The following is a 16,461-nucleotide window of genomic DNA, read 5'->3' on the forward strand; positions in this document are numbered from 1 at the left end:
TTATTAATTTCCTTTGTTTGCCCAGTGTTCGCGGTTACGTTTGTTAATTTCTGCAGGTGTAAGTGGCGCACGACCAAAATCACGGGTAGAAATGCCTGAACGCACCCCAGCAGCGTTATTTTGTTGTTTGATGAGTTCCGATGCCCCAATAAATGCAGCATCGACTGTATAGGCTGGCATAGTGTCAAAGTTCGGAGTAGCACCTACAAACGGCTTCAAGGCTTTTTGGCCATCTTCCGTAGCATAAGCCTGCTTTAATACATTGCGTTTAGTATTTAAGACAGCTGGGCCATTATTGGCACTATCGAAAGTTGGCATTTTAAAGCCAGGCACTAAAACTTCTGCGCGTGATAAAACTTCTTGAAGCGAATCACCGGTGTGATTTTGAATACCTTGTTCAGATAGTTTTTGAGCTTGTTCAGCTTCCAAAATATCGTCTTCGGTTTCTTTACCCTTACCATCTTCTTCTTCATCATCTTCAGTTTCCGATTCAGAATCTTTGGTTTTTTTCTTTTCCAGATTTGAGAGTCGCTCATCAAATGTTTGGACTGTTGTTTGAACTGTTTTGAGGGCTTTTAAAAGTTCACGATTGATTGCAGCATCAGTTGTTTTGCCGTCATCGTCTTCTTCGTCATCTTCGGTTTCGACATCCTCCTCATCAGTGCTCTTGGCTTTTTCCAAAGCCTCATCAATTGTACGTTTAGCTTTGCGCAAGCTTTCCAGCCAGCCTTTACTCTGTTTAGGCATAAAACTATCTCCGATTTTACAACGCGACCCACAACGCCCCTTTTTAACCAGAGCAATGTGATTTCCAAAAATATTTGTTTGAATCCCTTTTCCTACGCTAATTTCCGTGTAATCAGCGTCATACCCTAGAGAGATTTCAACCTTTCCTTTCATCACAGCATCAATCATGTCTTTGTCTGTAATGAGTAGATCCGCTACTAAACAATCAGAATCTTCATCCTCTCCACGGCGTACATCATGTGCAGTTCCGTTTGAAAGTTTCTTCCAATTCTCCGGGGTTACCCAACCCTTTGGATGATCATTGGTGACAGGCTTACCTTCAAAACTGGCGATCGTACGTGGATCGAATAAAACATCTTCACCACGTTCAATGATGATTAAACCGGAATTATCAGCAGTAACTGGCACTTCACCATCGGCATAAAGCAATTTACCAATCCGGGCTAATGGAACATCTCGGCAAAGTAAATAACCTTCAGGCGTTGTCTCCCGTGTTCTACCAAGTTGGCCAGTAGTGTAGAAATTAGCTCTATCTACTGTGGCCTTTGATTTAGATTTCTTTTTAAACATGGATCACCTATGGTTTTTTTGGTGGAACAAGAAAGAAAACTAACTCACGACCTCGAAAGAAATCTGGGTAATTTTTTGAGTCTGCAAAAAACTCTTTAATACCTATAGTGATTTGTTGGCATGAAACCCAAATCCTTAAAGCTCCATTCCGCCCAATTTCTACCGCACTTATCTTTTGCTCTCCGAACACTTGCTGAAGTTTTTTTAGCAATTCATTCATATATTTCTGCTCAAAATCTTCAAGATCATGCGTTTCCTGGCTTTTCAAGCCACTCACCACAAAATCAGCTAATGGATCCACCAATCCTGGAATTGCTCCAGGGTGAACACCTATATCCATTGCTTGCTTAACCAGCTCTAGTCGAATGTCTTGAATGTTCATAGTTTTTCTCGGCAATAAAAAACCACCCGAAGGTGGCTGTTAAATTTCTGGTATAACCGGTTCCGCATAACAACGGCAATTAGGCAAACATCCGGCATGACCTTTTAAATTATCCAAAGTTGGCGGACTATCCCAAGCAACAAATTTTCCATTCATTGCCTTATGGCTTGGCCTTACATCACCATCTTCACTAGTTCGCCAGATATAACCCTCGGATCCAAGATTTTCGGCTCTCGCTTGAGTAAATACGCATGATGCTCGGCTAACCTCAGTCCGGGCAATTGTATTTGCTCTGGATCTTGTCACACGGCCAGTGGCCATAATCAAGCCAGCAATCTCACTTGAACGGTTACCTTCAATTAGCGATCGAGTAGATAGGTCATGAATGCGCTGGGCAGCATCTAACGGCAATGACTTTATAAGCCTTACTTGATCATTTAAAAGCTGCTGATATACAGCTCCCATATCAGTATTACGGATTTGTTCACGTACACCTCGAGATAGATCCTTTGCATAAATGAGCCAAGTTTTCTCATCCCTTAAAGCGACATCAGTAATGATTCGACCAGCTGCATTTTGCGCCCAAAATTGAAGCGTGTTGGCATATTCGTTTAATGACGCAATCATTAGTGGGTATGACTTTGGATCATTTACATCAAAGCCTTTAACGATCGTATCAATGTAACCCGCAATTTTTCTAAGCTGCTGGCTGTACCGTATCTCGGTCTTCCTCGCCAGCTGCGGTGATATCCGACTTATTTGACTCTTCATCGTCATAACCTTCATTTGGCGGCGGTGGATCATCTTCAGCCTGGTTAATTTCCTCATCAGAAATGTGAGAGAAGATACCGGTAGATTCGCTAGATTGACGCAATTCTTTTAACGCCGTCTGACGTGAGATGATTCCAGCATCTTCAACCTTAGTAACTGCCTCGGCAACTTTGGCCGCAATCTCTGCCTTTTTCTCATCATCGATCTGCCACAATGAAGCAAAATCAAATTTAAAAGAACTAGGTAAAGGTTTACCCAGCTTTGACCGAGAAACAATTTCAAGCAGTTTATGCAACGGCGTACGCATACGACCTTCTTGTTGCTGGTTAATATTGTCGTAATAGTTCGATAAGTCAGATTCACCTGTAGCATTAAAACCGGCTGGCGACTGACCAAATAAGCGAACAAGAGGAATTCCCAAAGCACCAGCAATTTGCTGGCCAAACTGCATCAGAATATTATCAAGCCCGGCAAAGCTATATTGATGGGCTTCATAAGTATCTTCAGCATCCATCAGCGTTAGGCCTTCGTTAGATTGCCATAGACGGATTTGATTGATCTGCTCAACCAAAGCGTCATACATTCGCCCACCAGCAGCAATAAGACTACGTAAGCCTTTTACCTTGTATGTGCGTAAATGAGCTTTATAGATAAGCTGACCAGCACCTAACGTGGCACTATCAAAAATAGTTAAACGATCCTCTAAGCGCTCAATAACTGATTGGCCCCACAGATTTTCCGCTATAGCCTGCCAGTAAGGTAGTTTAATTCCATCCATTCTGAAGACACGTGAATAATGAACACGCTGATTACATAAGCCTACTGAGTCAGTAATGACATCATAGTATTTAGGCATTCCATAATCTGGACCATACTCGGTGACTAGATCTTGCAAGTCAGGTAAAACCATCCAGCGGTCTAAAACTAGCAACCCTTTGAACTGATCTTTACCAATAGTATTTACATTAAGTGGGGTAGATACATTTTGACCGTCAATTAACATTACAGCGATAGCTCCGCCGTAAAGTCGGGACCAGCGGATTGTCTCATTGATCTTATCCCACACTTGCAGGCTATCTAGTTCCTGGTTAATTGCCTCCACATCTTCTGGATCATCCATGCCACGGATGTTAATTCCTTCACGCGTCATGTCATCCGCTACAACATCGACTGCTTGCCCAACTACCCAGCTTGATCGATACATCGCTTCAAGCTTCAACCGATTTCGGCTTGTGAAGTTAAAGCCATAAGTCGATTGATCGTGTTGATTTCCAGAACCCAACCCAACTCGAGCTGCAAAGTTCTGGAACGAGTCTCTTGTAAATTTAATTAAGCCCATAACTTTCTCTTTATAGCTTGCCCCAAATATTGAGCTCAGCAATTTGCGGGTTAAAGCAAATCATCACGCTATCTGCCCGGTTCGGTGAAGCTGTGCCATCAGGTTGTTTGTTGACTAGGATTTTCCCAACACCATTTTTTGTGTACGTTGGTTGAGATAGCTCAGTAGTGAGTAGTGCCAATTCCTTGGCATCGATATCTTCACTTGATAGTGAAATGATCATGTCTGGATCATAATCACGCCCATTGATCGCTCTAAAAGTTTCCTGGAAGCGCAAACGTAATGACCACCAAGACTGAGCTTTTAAATTGGCAAAAAAGTCTTTGTTAAGACGTTTCTCTACCATTTCCCCTTCAGGATCATGAACTGAACCGGATCCGCGGAATGACTCCACATTAATCTCTGATAAGCCCAGCTCTCTGCGCTTTTCATTAATCACACGGGCATCACCACGGCACCCGGCGCCAAGACCATCGGCATCATAAAACAGCGTATCGATGGATTTCTCGAAGCAAAGATCCATAGCTTTTTGAGTCGTCCCAAAAATGTCATCACCCTTACCAGACCATGTGGCCAAGTAAGTCATGACAACGCCGTGACGCGCTGCAAAAGAGTTTTTATCCTTACCTTCATCTGCAACGTCTAAGCCGCCAATACGATCTCCAGTAGGCTCAATCTGAAGCTTCTTATGTGCATCGATAGCAGCTTGAACCCAAGTACTAGGAATTAAGACGCCTTCTACAGAAGCGGCATAGTTAATATCAACCTCTTGAGCAAGAACCACATCATCAAGTGTGGCCAGCTGCTTTTCATACCACGGGTAAATAACTTTGCCGTTATAGGTAACAGTCCAGTTCTTATCAGGATTATCACGCCAAGGCATGGTAAAGACGGCGTAACGACCACTGAATCTATCCTGGTGAAATCGATCGCCAATACCGTTCGGTGTAGATCCTTTAATGTGGACGTTGGTGTTCTGAGATATAGCTGCATCTACAGCTTCTTGCCGTTCTACGAATGCCCATTCGTCCAAAAAATACATTGTGGTACGTCCACCACGGCCGATGTTGTCACCCGCTTCACCGGTAATCGTTGCGCCGTTATCCGGGTTAATGATGCGCATGTAGTTATCATGCACTTTTTCAACAAAGCCCTTAGGTTTTAACCATTGGGGCATTTTGCTGAACATATCGCGGAACTTGTGAAATAGTGTTTTAGGGTCACCCTTCTTATCTACTAGTTCCTCTTTACGGCTACCAACTCCACCCGCAAAACCTTCTACGAATAACCAACGGTGTAAGAAAAAGCCCAGCACAACATAGCTCATGCCCTCATCACGGGATTTTTCAATTAGACCGTGTGTTTGGGTGCTTTCACGTTCCTCTAGCCATGCCACAAGCTCAACTTGTTTAGGTCGCAATACAAACGGAATGTTTGCCGGCAATCCAAATGCCATACCACGCGGGTCGTATGTCCATATCCAATTGTTAAACCAATGCACAGGATCATTGCGGCACTTGTATAGTTCCGCTTGAATACTAAGTTCGTTTTGCTCGATTGCAGCCTTGTAATAATAACGCCGTGTCATCTCGGTCATTATTTCGGGCAAGCGTACGTTAATAGTCCACTCTTTAATTAAAGGGGCTATTTCATCTAATGCGTATGTCATAGCTTTCCATTAATCACTAAGCGCGATAATTCTTGCGGTGTGAGTTTAGCTAAGTCATCAGGTGTTAAAGCTGGAGGCGATGGAGTCTGAGTATTTTCTGTTTTAAGTGGCCCACCACCAGCTCCAGTAATCTCAAGTCGCTTCTCGTAAAACCCTTTCATGATCTTTTGCATTTGGTCCACGATCTTAATTGTCATGGTCACGTTATTTTTTTTGGCAAAAAGCAAGTCACTCAAGATTTTTAACTGAACAATGTCATTTGCCCCACTTATATTGTGAATTGGCTGTTTGAGATATTCCTCTCTTGTAGACTCGAATACTTCCTTGTACTCCTTTCTTAAGTCGCGCCCTGCCACCTTAGTCGGGTCATAAGCTTCAACTTGCTGAGGTGACACAGTGATGTTGAAAGTTTCCTTGATAGCCTTAACAACTTCAGTAGGTGTCATGAACTGCGCAAGAGACCGAACTATAAAGAGTTGCTCGGCTTTTTTAAGCTTCGCCATAATTCAAAATCCATCAAGGCTCATCAAGGAAACAAGGCAAAAAAAATGAGCCGGATGGCTCAGTTAATTAGGCAAGTTCCACAGCACTTGGAAATATTTACATCAGATACAAACGGCGCTTGCTTCGCCACTTCAATAAGTCGCTTCACGTTCTCGTCTGCTCCCCATCGTTTAACTACGCCCACAAACTCTTCAACATCATGGCCAGCCAAATAATGTTTTGGTAATCCTGTCATTTCACTGTAAAGAGGTTCGCCATCTTCATCACGCTCAACGCCGATGTGATAAAGCTCATGTTCTATAAGCGCACAAAAATCTCGGTCCGTTGCTTGTTCGCAATAACTCGCATCAATTGTGATGAGATAAACCGGCACATAACCAAACCAATCACGCATTTGTTGTTCCTGGCGAGCCTTGCGCCAGCCCCCAACATTGAACATGACTTTTTCACACTGGCCAGAAACCATTTGCTTTTTAACCGTACACGCTTGAGAGGCCCACGCGAATGCTAGAAAGCCCTCATTCTCATGTATAAGCTCAGCGATATGGTCATGGTCTGGATTGTAGAGTTCACCTTCAATGGTTAAATAATTTTTAATTACCCAATCCATCAGATCTGGTGCTGGTGTTAAGCGTGTAGCTTCTTCATCATCAGCCTGATCAATAAAATCAGTCGGTGGAAATGGTCTGATCTGTTCCATTTAAAATGTGCCTCTTCAAGTTTTTTAACCATTGGCTTGCGTAGTCAACTCTTAATTGCAAAGGTCCAGATTCATTAACCTTAAATCTTGTGGCCGACTCTAAGCGAACAACCGTATAACCCATCTCTTCAGCCACATCGTAACGGTCAAGACTCCATGCTTTATTTTTAAGCCTTCCTTTTCGTCCACCAGACCAAGGACCGCCAGCAATTTCAACTAAGATACGATGTTCAATTAAATGAAAATCAAATCGCCAATGCTTTGTAGATTTAAACTGAAATTTCTTTTCATACTTAAACCCAAGAACATCTAAAGCCTTCGTAAATTCTTCTTCAGCTTTTAAGTATTTTTCTGTAGCTTTCGGCAACGGCATGCTCTTTGGTTTAGGTTTCCTTTCTTTTTTTCTGGTGAGAATAAAATACTTTTTAGGATCCATTGCACCACCAATATTTATAAGAAGCCCTCAGGCTTATTGTTGAGCCGTGCGATTAATTTATTTTGCTTTGCTATGGCCAAAAAAAATCGCTCATCTAGGTGAGCGATCTGTTCTGTTGTTAAGCCCTTTGTATTGCAGCTTCCTAAATGATTTAACTCTACTTGGAGTTGTCTAATCTCATGAGTAATTTTTTGAAATTCAGTCATACATACTCCAGAAAAGAAAAAGCCCCGCCAATAACTAGTATGAAGCGGGGCCGTTTGCGCCGTAATCCGTCCGGCTAAAAGAGAGGTGTGCTTATAAAACACCTCTCTCGAGATTAATAAAACTTATTTGCGTGTATTCCACTGGCGAATAGCATAATTAACAACTGATCTTTCTTCATAAACAGTGTCGTAATGAAAACTTTCATCCCAAGCGATCATCGCCCAAGCACTAGGGCCTTTTGATCCACAATCATGACACCATGTGAAAGCATCCCATGCTATAGAGCCGTCTTCATCTGGTTTTCCATAATGTGAAGAATCTGTACAAATTGAATCAGATCCACAAAATGGGCAATTTAAAGGTTTTTCATCTGGCCGTAATTCTGGTTTTTCTTGGTCAGCATGCCAGGTATTTCCCATTTCCAGTGCTCCAGATACGCAAAAAGCCCACTAAAATTAGTGAGCTTTTATTAAGTTTTTCAGGCGATCCATGTATAAAGCGCCCATTTTAGAAATACTTATACTCAACCGTTCTGTTTAAGTCAAGCTAATGATATTTCTTCTGGTTCAAAATGAAACGATCTAGCCAGGCTAGTTCTAATGGTGTTTTCCCAATTTTCGATACATGCTTCAGCAATTAATTCATATGGTTCATATCGCTCAGAATAACCAGACTTAGACACTTTTAATTTTGCGATCGTAATTTTTTCATGCAATGTATATGGGCGTTTCCCCGTACCACTGCATTTATCACAAAACTTAGATCCGCTTGGATATCCCTTTTCATTAAATAACTCCAATTTGCCTAATCCCTGGCAATGGCCACACATTGCCTTTGTAAATAATCGCCCACGCAAAACAACCTCAGCAATACCTTTGGCCACATTTGATAAATCGCCCTGACAATTATTTGGCTTAAAGTTCTTTTTGATCATTTCACGATGGATCTTACCCGCTAGTACGTTTCTAACGCGGAAAAAATCAGCTGAGTTAATCTCCCCTTTTTTTATTTCAACTTTGCCCGGTATTTCACCAATACGCTTTTTTGATTCCTTACCATTAATTATCCTGGTCTCATAAATTTTCTTTGTTTCTGTGATTTCTGCTATGCGCTCAAAATCAACACGTTCAAGCAGTAATTCTGCCCATTTTTTTGCGCCTGCAGGCAATAAGGCAATTTCTCCCAAAACAACATGCTTAGTAATTTTCCCTTTACCTTCGCTTTGAGCAATAGCAAGGCGAAGTAACTCAATAAAATCAAACTTTTCAACTAGCATAATCGCCTTCCTACTTACCCTTTACCTTTAATAAAAAACAACTTGTTAAAACCTTTTTCACATCAAAATTTTGCATATCGCCCGAATACAAGCATTGCTGCATCCCGTGCATGTTCATTAGTTCGCTTTGCCCACCCTGTTAGTTTTGAAAAATACTTAGCATCAGTTTTGGTTTTGTTAGCTGCAGGGTGAATCATCTTGTATTTCAAGCCTTGTTCTTTGCACCAATCCTCCCAAATCTGAGCATCCCTCTTCACGGATCCGATCCCCTCACGAACTCCGGCACCGTATTTCTTTTGTTCTGAATCAATACGGCCAAACCATGTACGCAAACGAGCATCCTCAATAAACAACATCAGATTTTCTTTGCCATGGCCCTCTACCAGCTCTAAAACTTTGCTCATCGCCTGAGTAATTGTTAAAGATTCAACATCGTGTAGTTGTCCGCCATTACCCTGATCAAATGCCACTGCAAAGCCGGTATTCACTCCAGTATCAATTCCAATTAAAACTTTGCTCATTACACTTAACCCTTAAGTAACTGGTCTAATTGATTGGCAATGCCGTTATAAACACGTGATTTATCCAGATCACCCAAAAGGCTTGATGCATGTGCATCCTGTTTATACTTTTGAGCTAGGTTTTCAATGCCCCCTCTCAGATCCACTAAAGAATGTTTTTTGATTCGGCCCAGCCTCTCAAGTTTTCTTAATTCTTGTTCATTAGCTTCTTTGACCATTTCTTGAAAATAATTTTGAGGAGCTAAATCCCTCGTCTTGATTAATTCTGGTGAAATTAGCTTTTCCATTTTGCGGCGCTGTGCTTCAATCCATTTACTGTCCATTATTTGAGCCCTCCGCACTAAACTTCTTCGCTTCCTCAACTACTTTCTCTAATCGAAGCAACTCCTTGTAATCAGTATTGGATAAACCACTTCGGTTATATCGGCCTCGTAATTTTTCACAACGAGTCTTAACTTCTGCAAAACCTCCGTAAGAATTTATTAACTCTTCAACTGCACAGCGTGGGCACTTACTCATGGCTGGCCCCTTTTAAATCAGGCAGCATTTCCAAGCACTCCTCGATGTAATCTGAATTGCCACCCAAATAACCATCAGAGAAATCTTGTCGGCAGAAAAAATCAGAACCTAATTCGACAATCTTTTGACGCTGATCAGCAGGAACTAGAAATAACCACTCTGTTTCACACACGCCATTCCCACGTAATAATTTAAGGTCTAGAAGCTCATAACCTTTTTTGCTTAATACTTTTTGAATAAGTTTAGTGCCCATTATTCTGCTCCGTAGATCGATTCGTAATCATTTATCGCGTGTAACAGAGGTTTATTTTTCTCAAATGCAAAACAATCTCTGTGCGCTTCTTTTCGAGCGCCTTGCAAACCGTCAAGAGAATTAATCAAATCCACTGACTCCACGAGGCGTTTTAGGTCGGGATAAGTAAAACCATTAGCTGTGCGATGCCACATACCATTAATTACAGTGATTTGCATATCATCAGAACAACCAAGCTCATGTAGACGCTTTAATAATTCTCTCGCTCTCTGAATCCCTGCGTCTTTGATAAATTGGATGGCGTTCATTGGCTATTTCCTTTCTCAAAGAAAAACGTCACAGGCTCAGGTTTAATTTCAATTAATCCAAAGCGAAGTAAATGACGTGCATGTGTGCTATCACGCAATAACTGCACATCACGATAATGAGCGAGCATCTTTCTCCAACCTTCCAATGGCATTGAAGACTTGTTTGTATTGCATGGAATGCAAGCAGGGTTTAAGTTTTCTAAGGTGTCGTTTTCCGGTCTGGTCATTTCTCCAGTAACTAACTTACCGTCACCCACATGAATTAAATCTCGTTTCACAGCTTCAATATGATCCGCATGCCATTGATCGCCAAGCAACTCACCACAGTAGGCACAATGTCCACCAAACTTCTGCTTTAGCTCAGCACGTTGTTGTTTAGTTAATTTCACAGGCCACACCCCTTAACTACTGCACCGCCCAAAACCAAACAAAGAAAGAAAAAGACTTTATTAATTGCCTTCGATTCTTCGTAGCCAACTTCATCTTCTAATTTTTCTGAATCCAAAATTTCTATATCTGAGACTAAACAGCAAAAAGGTCGACCATCATCTAAACGACCAAATACCCGGTTATCATCAAACAGATCGACGGTACCATTACCTGCGAAATGAATGTTGTTTTGACCTTTGTCTGGTACATGTGTGAAATCCACTTTGACACGTGTACCCTTCTTTAATTCAGCTGCTTTGACTGCAACACGAATTTGCTCAATGTCAGATTCGCTTTTAACCAGGTCATAATGCTTGTCAAAAAAATTGTCACGTTCGATGTACATACAAGAATCAAATTCCTGAAGAATCTCCTTTAATTTTTGAATGCCGGTAGTTTTATTTAGAGTCATCATGCAGCCGTCTCCTTGGATGAGTTTTTAAAACCCATCTCGATCAAATACGGAATAAATGGTTTTTGCTCCTGAGGATCTACCAACTTTTGAGCCATACGCTTACCAGCATCCATCCATGATTCACCGGTATGGCAAAATGTATCTTTGAAATCAGGATGGTTGACTAAACGGCGTGCGAACGCGAATAGTTGTTTTTCAGATGCGAAAGTAATTGCTTCAGGGACAGAATTTTCAGATTGAACTTGTTGGCCACTTGAGCTTTTGTTTTCAAAAGAACGTGGTGCTGGTGTTTTCATCTTCGCGTATTTAGCACGCGCTTTAAGCATCCACTCTGCAAAAAATCGAACCATATCGTAATCAGAGTGATTGCGACCTTCGTTGAAACCATTGAATGCTTTTAGCTCTCTCTCAAACCAAGAGGCCTTGAAAATCTCATCCGTATCAATTGACGGATTGATAGAACAAATTTCAAACTTCAAATTTTCTAAAACAAACCATGTATTTTTTTTATTTTGATTAGTGTGTTTTGATAGTGTGTTTTGTGTGTTAAACGCTTTAACTAGTAAAGGTAAAACGCTTTTACTAGCAGGGGTTAAACCGTTTAACTGGTAAGGTTTATCTAGGTAGTTAAACGCTTTTACTAGCAAGTTTGAATGTTGAGGAAAATTTAAGCGTGGTTTTTTGCTTTTTCTACCTCTGTTTGATTTTTTTGGAACAAGATTCTGGTAGTTAAACGTTTTAACTAGCTGTCCATTAAATAATCTGAATGCTTGAACCAATACACCGCTTTTACCAGGAAAATTAATTAAGGTCCCAATGTTATAATTATCGGTTAATGAAAATACATTTCCATGCTCAGATTTTTTATGCAGCTTGACTAGACCAACTTTTACAAGCTCATTGGTACATTTAACAACTGTAGGGCGACTTTTCCCTGATAGCTTCTCTAATTGAGATATAGATAGCGCATCCTCCTCTTTATTCCACCCTCGCGTTTTCCGAGTGATGATTAAATAAATCTTCACTGCTGGATCTGAAATTTTATTCATCGCTTCGTCAACGAAAGCATTCGTTACTTGGAATGAATTAGGGACATACTTACTCATGCTGCAACCTCCAGCATTTGTATACGTTTTCTGTTAGAGCGCGTATTTGAAAACTTTAAAACTAGATCTTGGTATTCATTCCATTGAATGTATACGGAATGAATACCCACAAGACTGAAAAAAATTGGTGGAGTCACGCGCCACCATCCCCTTCAATAATTTGGATGAAGCTACCCAAATATCGAATTTTTTTAGCCCTATACAGACTCGAGATAATTACACCCGCGTGATAAAGATTTATGCCGTGTACCCCATGATCATCAACCAGGCCTTGCATAAACTCATCACGTGTTACAGCCGCTTGATTTTCATCATGGTTACGTTTCTTTAAGTTCGCTTTGCGTTCTTTTAATAAACCGGTAAGCGTTTTTAAAGCCGGCTCATGCCAGGATTGGTAGCTTTGCTGGCGCTTCAACTCTAACAATTTGTCTTTATTCGACTGATTTGATACATTAGACATGTGATTTGATCCCTATGATTAATGAACACCTAAAGCTCGATCTCGCACATCGGGCTTTTTATTTGTCTGAAAGAAAGAAAAAATACTTTTGAATACATTCAGGTATTCACTTGAATTCGTTGTATTCTTTGATTTTTTTAGCTCATCAATTGATGATTGGCCTAAATCAACTTCAAGCTTTAATTCAATGGCTTCTCTTATCCACTTAGCTCTAGCGCCACCTGCTAATTCATCTACAAGTTCTTGCACTTCAATTGGCACTCTTGTCGACATTGGAGCTAATAATTTTTTGCTAGTTTTTAAATGCATATTTATGTTTTGCATAAAACCTCCTCTATCTCATCTTGGTAATGTTTTCGCTCATTGTTTTTTGCTGCGACGTCTGTATTCCCAGTTGATATCTGGTCGAAGTTCTTCTGCTTTAACTTCACCGTTAGTAAATTCTTCGATTTGTTCGCAACGTTTAGGAGGGATATTTTCTTTATCCCATTTATGTACGGCCCAAGGGGTTAACCCAATACCTCTAGCCAAGGCGGTTGGAGTGCCCCCTGCGATTTTTACTGCTTTGTCAAAAGCTACTTTTGGAGACGACATAGTATGCTGCCATTAAAACTACTTAAAGTAGAAAGTAATATACTACCTAAAATAGAATTGGTGCAACTAAAAATTGATAGTAAAATTCTACCACCAGTAGAAAAGAAGCCTACTTTGATGGAAAATGCCAAATATAAAGACTTTGCCGAGAGACTAACCAGCTTAATGAAGGCAAAAGATTCGCCTATAAGAACCATTAATGATCTAAAAGAAGCTATCGGTGTTTCTTATGAAATGGCTCGTCGATACACAATGGGGACAGCGAAACCAAGAATAGAAAAACTGCAGACACTCGCTGATCTTCTTAATGTTGAGATTAGTTACTTAGATCATGGCACAAAGCTCGATAACAATATTGATCTTTCCAATCGAGAAGGATTTGAAGGCCGAAGAGTACCTGTTATCTCTTGGGTAGCTGCAGGGTCTTTTAGTCCAATTGAAACTGTTCTAAAAGATACTGAAATAGAAGAATATTTACCCCCAAACCGTAGATGTGGAAAGAACGGATATGCCTTAAAAGTTGTTGGTTATTCAATGGCCCCAACTTTTCTACCTGGCGATAGAATTTATGTAAATCCAGATATTCAAACATTTGATTTAAAAACAGATGATCTCGTGATTGTGGCTTGTGCTGGAGACTCTGAGGCTACATTTAAAAAATTAATAATTGAGGGAGAAGGTACAAGTAAATTTCTCGAACCCCTTAATCCTGATTGGCCAGAGAAAATTATTAAATTATCGGAGGACTGTCGACTTGTTGGTAAAGTTGTAGGTCTGTATAGGGATATTTACTAATTTTTTCATAGACTTCTTTGAAACTAATTTTATAACTTTTAAATTTGACCCACTTTTTGTGGGTTTTTTATTATTTAAAAACAAATATTTTCAACTATAAGTAGAATTATTTTACTACTAGATATTGACATAAATTCTACTTAAAGTAGTATTTACCTCATGGATAGCAAAAAGCCCCGAGATCTTGGCGGATAGACGGGGCTCTTCACTTACATGAGGCTCATTATGAAACAAAACACTATTTCTAGTCAAACGACTGCTCGTTTGTTCCAGCATCCTACTGCTGAAGAGCAGCGCCCTTCTCGTTTAGCAACTATTAAAGCCAATGCAATTGACTTTATTAAGTTTATTACCCTTTCGATCGTTCTTTGGGGTGTTATCTCAAACATAGTAGTTTGGATGTTTGGTGGTTAATCATGAAAAAACGCTATACCACCCCTTTCCGCGAATTTATTACTCGCGATGACAATGGTCGTTATCACGTTCGTTTAGGTCCACAAGTTTTCTCTACCAACTTAAAACTTGATGACATTCGTATTGAAGGTGAAAACGGCAGCTCACCTGTAACCGAAGGTCTACTTAAGCAAAAGCCATGGATCCTTCGAAATCTTGAACAAGAAGTTAAAGAACAGCGCAAAAAAGAGCGTGAAGCATTGTTTTCAAAGGACTGCTTTAAGCGTACGCCATACAGCGCAAACCAAAAAATCGCATATAAAAATGCGCGTTATAACGGATAACTGAGGTACTCAAAATGAATGCTGCAATTAATCCAGATGTTTTAGATCAAATTGTTTCTGAAAATGTTCTAGATCTTCCTGGTCATGAACGTGTATTCCATCACCCAACTTTTCTAAAAGTTATTAATGAGCTCGAAGCTCCTAAAAGCCATGATAGCGACTACGGCGGTTATAAGTATCGTTCAGCTGAAGATATTCAAGCTGCTTTAAAACCACTTTTGCTTAAATATAAGTGTACGGTTTTCACACGTGAATTTGAGATTAAAGACGGTTTTAAGGTTTATGCATACATAGTTTTTAAAGATCAAAAGTACATCCGTTGTGATTTACCAGGTGTAGCTGCTTTTGATTTTGTAAAAGACTTAGAAAAAAATAAGAAAATATCAAAGACCCAACAGTTTGCGGCTTATCAAAGTTATGCAAAGAAATATGCTCTTTGTAATTTGCTTTTGATTGACGATTCACAGAACGATCTTGATGCCCTTACTAATCAAAATATTCAGAATGAGCAACAATCAAAGAGCAAGCAGAATTATCAAAATCGCTCAAATACCCGTGTAGTAACTCAGGCAGACTTTGATCGAGCATTGAAACAAATTGAAGAATTGCCTCTAAATACTTCGCTTGAGCAGGCTGAATATATTTTTGATGGTTTACGTAATCAATATCCTGAATTTGATAAGCAGATCTATGAAGCAGGTTGTGCAAAATACAATGCCATCATGCAGCATTTGCAAAGCATTAGTCAGCAGCAACAAGCTACCAATCAACCTAACGGTACTACTCAGCAACAAAAACAACAGGCTCAACAGCAACGTGGCAACCCAGCCCAAGCTCAAAATACACCTAACACACCTAAGCCAGGTTGCATTTCAAATAAGCAACGTGACGAGCTGCAGGCATTCATCAATGAGCGCGGTCTAGACGTTAAGTATGTCTGTGAATTTCTAGGTATCGACACCTTGGCAGAAATTCAAGCCGAAAAAATAGAACTGGCCAAAGCAGAAATTGACAAACTGGCAAAACAGGAAATTAAAGCATGAGCGCATTAATTTTAGATACTGAAACCTCAGATTTCGAGAAGTTTCCCATTGAGATCGCTCATGTACCGGTTAGCTTTCTTGATAGCGGTGAATTGTTTGTTGATAAAGATGCTTGCTTTGATGAGTACTTCTCCTGCCCTCAGCCGATCAGTTTCGGGGCCATGGCTGTACACCACATTCTAGAAACAGATATAGCAGACAAGCCTAGCTATGAAACATTCCGCTTGCCTAAGGATGTTCAATACATCATTGGACACAATGTTGATTATGACCTGAGAGCTATCAAGCTTGCTGACAAGTCCGTAAATGCAAAATCAATTTGCACGTTAGCCTTATCTCGCCTTGTCTGGCCAGATGCAGCACATAATCTTTCAGCACTCATTTACATGCTGTCAAATGGCTCAGTCAAAGCACGTGAATCTATTCGTAATGCTCATAACGCGAAGCAGGATGTTTTGTTAACTGCAGTATTGCTCAAGCAAATTTGCAAAGCTTTAGGCATCAAAGATATGCAATCGCTGTTCTTGTTTTCAGAGCAAGCACGCATCCCAAAAAAAATTACTTTCGGCAAGCATAAAGGTATGGACATTAAAGACTTACCTGCTGATTACGTCACCTGGTTATTAAAGCAAGATGACTTAGATCCATACCTACGTAAGGCATTAATAAAAGGATAAAAC

At 40.4% G+C, this 16,461-nt stretch carries 27 protein-coding genes; 5 read left to right on the top strand and 22 right to left on the bottom strand.

Features of this window, described 5'->3' with window-relative positions; all coding sequences use genetic code 11:
- Positions 1–3: 3 nt before the first annotated feature.
- From KNQ97_RS03405 to KNQ97_RS03510, 22 genes are all read right to left on the bottom strand, one after another.
- Entirely contained in the window at positions 4–1,317 is a 1,314-nt protein-coding gene (locus KNQ97_RS03405; protein ID WP_253611822.1) for a DUF2213 domain-containing protein, read from the bottom strand.
- A gap of 7 nt (positions 1,318–1,324) precedes the next feature.
- Complete coding sequence (locus KNQ97_RS03410; RefSeq protein WP_253611823.1) at positions 1,325–1,699, bottom strand: hypothetical protein; 375 nt, start codon at positions 1,697–1,699, stop codon at positions 1,325–1,327.
- A 39-nt stretch (positions 1,700–1,738) separates the two neighbouring features.
- On the bottom strand, positions 1,739–2,326 hold the full coding sequence (locus KNQ97_RS03415; RefSeq protein ID WP_253611951.1) for a phage minor head protein: 588 nt from the start codon (positions 2,324–2,326) through the stop codon (positions 1,739–1,741).
- Between the two features lie 70 nt (positions 2,327–2,396).
- The gene (locus KNQ97_RS03420; protein ID WP_000522916.1) at positions 2,397–3,809 is read right to left on the bottom strand and encodes a DUF1073 domain-containing protein; all 1,413 of its coding nucleotides are present in this window, start codon (positions 3,807–3,809) and stop codon (positions 2,397–2,399) included.
- Between the two features lie 10 nt (positions 3,810–3,819).
- A complete protein-coding gene (locus KNQ97_RS03425) occupies positions 3,820–5,478 on the bottom strand; it encodes a hypothetical protein (protein WP_000220357.1) in 1,659 nt (552 codons plus the stop codon).
- The gene (locus tag KNQ97_RS03430; protein ID WP_001096341.1) at positions 5,475–5,981 is read right to left on the bottom strand and encodes a DUF2280 domain-containing protein; all 507 of its coding nucleotides are present in this window, start codon (positions 5,979–5,981) and stop codon (positions 5,475–5,477) included. Before KNQ97_RS03430 ends, KNQ97_RS03425 begins: the two co-directional genes overlap by 4 nt.
- A 59-nt stretch (positions 5,982–6,040) precedes the next feature.
- The gene (locus KNQ97_RS03435; RefSeq protein ID WP_137415098.1) at positions 6,041–6,682 is read right to left on the bottom strand and encodes a putative metallopeptidase; all 642 of its coding nucleotides are present in this window, start codon (positions 6,680–6,682) and stop codon (positions 6,041–6,043) included.
- Positions 6,651–7,118 (bottom strand): hypothetical protein, encoded by a 468-nt coding sequence (locus tag KNQ97_RS03440; protein WP_057066765.1) that lies wholly within the window; start codon positions 7,116–7,118, stop codon positions 6,651–6,653. The genes KNQ97_RS03435 and KNQ97_RS03440 overlap by 32 nt, the downstream gene beginning before the upstream one ends.
- A gap of 14 nt (positions 7,119–7,132) precedes the next feature.
- Positions 7,133–7,324 (bottom strand): hypothetical protein, encoded by a 192-nt coding sequence (locus KNQ97_RS03445; protein WP_019767559.1) that lies wholly within the window; start codon positions 7,322–7,324, stop codon positions 7,133–7,135.
- Between the two features lie 123 nt (positions 7,325–7,447).
- Positions 7,448–7,744, bottom strand: coding sequence for a Lar family restriction alleviation protein (locus tag KNQ97_RS03450; protein ID WP_000528643.1), 297 nt, complete (start codon positions 7,742–7,744; stop codon positions 7,448–7,450).
- A gap of 122 nt (positions 7,745–7,866) precedes the next feature.
- On the bottom strand, positions 7,867–8,601 hold the full coding sequence (locus KNQ97_RS03455; RefSeq protein WP_002121321.1) for a hypothetical protein: 735 nt from the start codon (positions 8,599–8,601) through the stop codon (positions 7,867–7,869).
- Between the two features lie 62 nt (positions 8,602–8,663).
- Positions 8,664–9,122: a hypothetical protein gene (locus KNQ97_RS03460; RefSeq protein ID WP_253611824.1), complete on the bottom strand. Its 459-nt coding sequence runs from the start codon at positions 9,120–9,122 to the stop codon at positions 8,664–8,666.
- 5 nt (positions 9,123–9,127) lie between these two features.
- Positions 9,128–9,445 carry a hypothetical protein gene (locus KNQ97_RS03465; protein ID WP_253611825.1) on the bottom strand — a complete coding sequence of 106 codons (318 nt, stop codon included), beginning with the start codon at positions 9,443–9,445 and terminating at the stop codon, positions 9,128–9,130.
- Positions 9,435–9,641, bottom strand: a complete 207-nt coding sequence (locus tag KNQ97_RS03470; RefSeq protein WP_253611826.1) for a hypothetical protein — start codon at positions 9,639–9,641, stop codon at positions 9,435–9,437. The genes KNQ97_RS03465 and KNQ97_RS03470 overlap by 11 nt, the downstream gene beginning before the upstream one ends.
- Positions 9,634–9,894, bottom strand: a complete 261-nt coding sequence (locus KNQ97_RS03475) for a hypothetical protein (RefSeq protein ID WP_253611827.1) — start codon at positions 9,892–9,894, stop codon at positions 9,634–9,636. The genes KNQ97_RS03470 and KNQ97_RS03475 overlap by 8 nt, the downstream gene beginning before the upstream one ends.
- Positions 9,894–10,202 (bottom strand): hypothetical protein, encoded by a 309-nt coding sequence (locus KNQ97_RS03480; RefSeq protein WP_253611828.1) that lies wholly within the window; start codon positions 10,200–10,202, stop codon positions 9,894–9,896. The genes KNQ97_RS03475 and KNQ97_RS03480 overlap by 1 nt, the downstream gene beginning before the upstream one ends.
- On the bottom strand, positions 10,199–10,591 hold the full coding sequence (locus KNQ97_RS03485) for an HNH endonuclease (RefSeq protein WP_253611829.1): 393 nt from the start codon (positions 10,589–10,591) through the stop codon (positions 10,199–10,201). The genes KNQ97_RS03480 and KNQ97_RS03485 overlap by 4 nt, the downstream gene beginning before the upstream one ends.
- Entirely contained in the window at positions 10,588–11,046 is a 459-nt protein-coding gene (locus KNQ97_RS03490; RefSeq protein WP_253611830.1) for a hypothetical protein, read from the bottom strand. The genes KNQ97_RS03485 and KNQ97_RS03490 overlap by 4 nt, the downstream gene beginning before the upstream one ends.
- Complete coding sequence (locus KNQ97_RS03495; RefSeq protein WP_253611831.1) at positions 11,043–12,152, bottom strand: replication protein; 1,110 nt, start codon at positions 12,150–12,152, stop codon at positions 11,043–11,045. The genes KNQ97_RS03490 and KNQ97_RS03495 overlap by 4 nt, the downstream gene beginning before the upstream one ends.
- A 133-nt stretch (positions 12,153–12,285) precedes the next feature.
- Entirely contained in the window at positions 12,286–12,612 is a 327-nt protein-coding gene (locus tag KNQ97_RS03500) for a hypothetical protein (protein ID WP_253611832.1), read from the bottom strand.
- A gap of 18 nt (positions 12,613–12,630) precedes the next feature.
- Positions 12,631–12,936, bottom strand: coding sequence for a hypothetical protein (locus KNQ97_RS03505; protein ID WP_064792642.1), 306 nt, complete (start codon positions 12,934–12,936; stop codon positions 12,631–12,633).
- A gap of 36 nt (positions 12,937–12,972) precedes the next feature.
- Positions 12,973–13,206: a Cro/CI family transcriptional regulator gene (locus tag KNQ97_RS03510; RefSeq protein WP_074166879.1), complete on the bottom strand. Its 234-nt coding sequence runs from the start codon at positions 13,204–13,206 to the stop codon at positions 12,973–12,975.
- Positions 13,207–13,209: 3 nt separating this feature from the next.
- On the opposite strand from KNQ97_RS03510, the gene KNQ97_RS03515 reads away from it, so the two are divergent.
- The 5 genes from KNQ97_RS03515 (at position 13,210) to KNQ97_RS03535 (ending at position 16,458) form a co-directional block, all read left to right on the top strand.
- Positions 13,210–14,001 carry a LexA family transcriptional regulator gene (locus KNQ97_RS03515; protein WP_086377321.1) on the top strand — a complete coding sequence of 264 codons (792 nt, stop codon included), beginning with the start codon at positions 13,210–13,212 and terminating at the stop codon, positions 13,999–14,001.
- Between the two features lie 225 nt (positions 14,002–14,226).
- Positions 14,227–14,415: a hypothetical protein gene (locus KNQ97_RS03520; RefSeq protein WP_086377320.1), complete on the top strand. Its 189-nt coding sequence runs from the start codon at positions 14,227–14,229 to the stop codon at positions 14,413–14,415.
- Positions 14,416–14,417: 2 nt separating this feature from the next.
- On the top strand, positions 14,418–14,738 hold the full coding sequence (locus KNQ97_RS03525; protein ID WP_253611833.1) for a hypothetical protein: 321 nt from the start codon (positions 14,418–14,420) through the stop codon (positions 14,736–14,738).
- A 14-nt stretch (positions 14,739–14,752) separates the two neighbouring features.
- Positions 14,753–15,781, top strand: coding sequence for an ERF family protein (locus tag KNQ97_RS03530; RefSeq protein WP_253611834.1), 1,029 nt, complete (start codon positions 14,753–14,755; stop codon positions 15,779–15,781).
- On the top strand, positions 15,778–16,458 hold the full coding sequence (locus KNQ97_RS03535; protein ID WP_253611835.1) for a 3'-5' exonuclease: 681 nt from the start codon (positions 15,778–15,780) through the stop codon (positions 16,456–16,458). Before KNQ97_RS03530 ends, KNQ97_RS03535 begins: the two co-directional genes overlap by 4 nt.
- Positions 16,459–16,461: the final 3 nt, after the last annotated feature.

Source organism: Acinetobacter sp. UC24323, from assembly GCF_024151445.1.
GTDB classification, from domain to species: Bacteria; Pseudomonadota; Gammaproteobacteria; order Pseudomonadales; family Moraxellaceae; genus Acinetobacter; species Acinetobacter baumannii.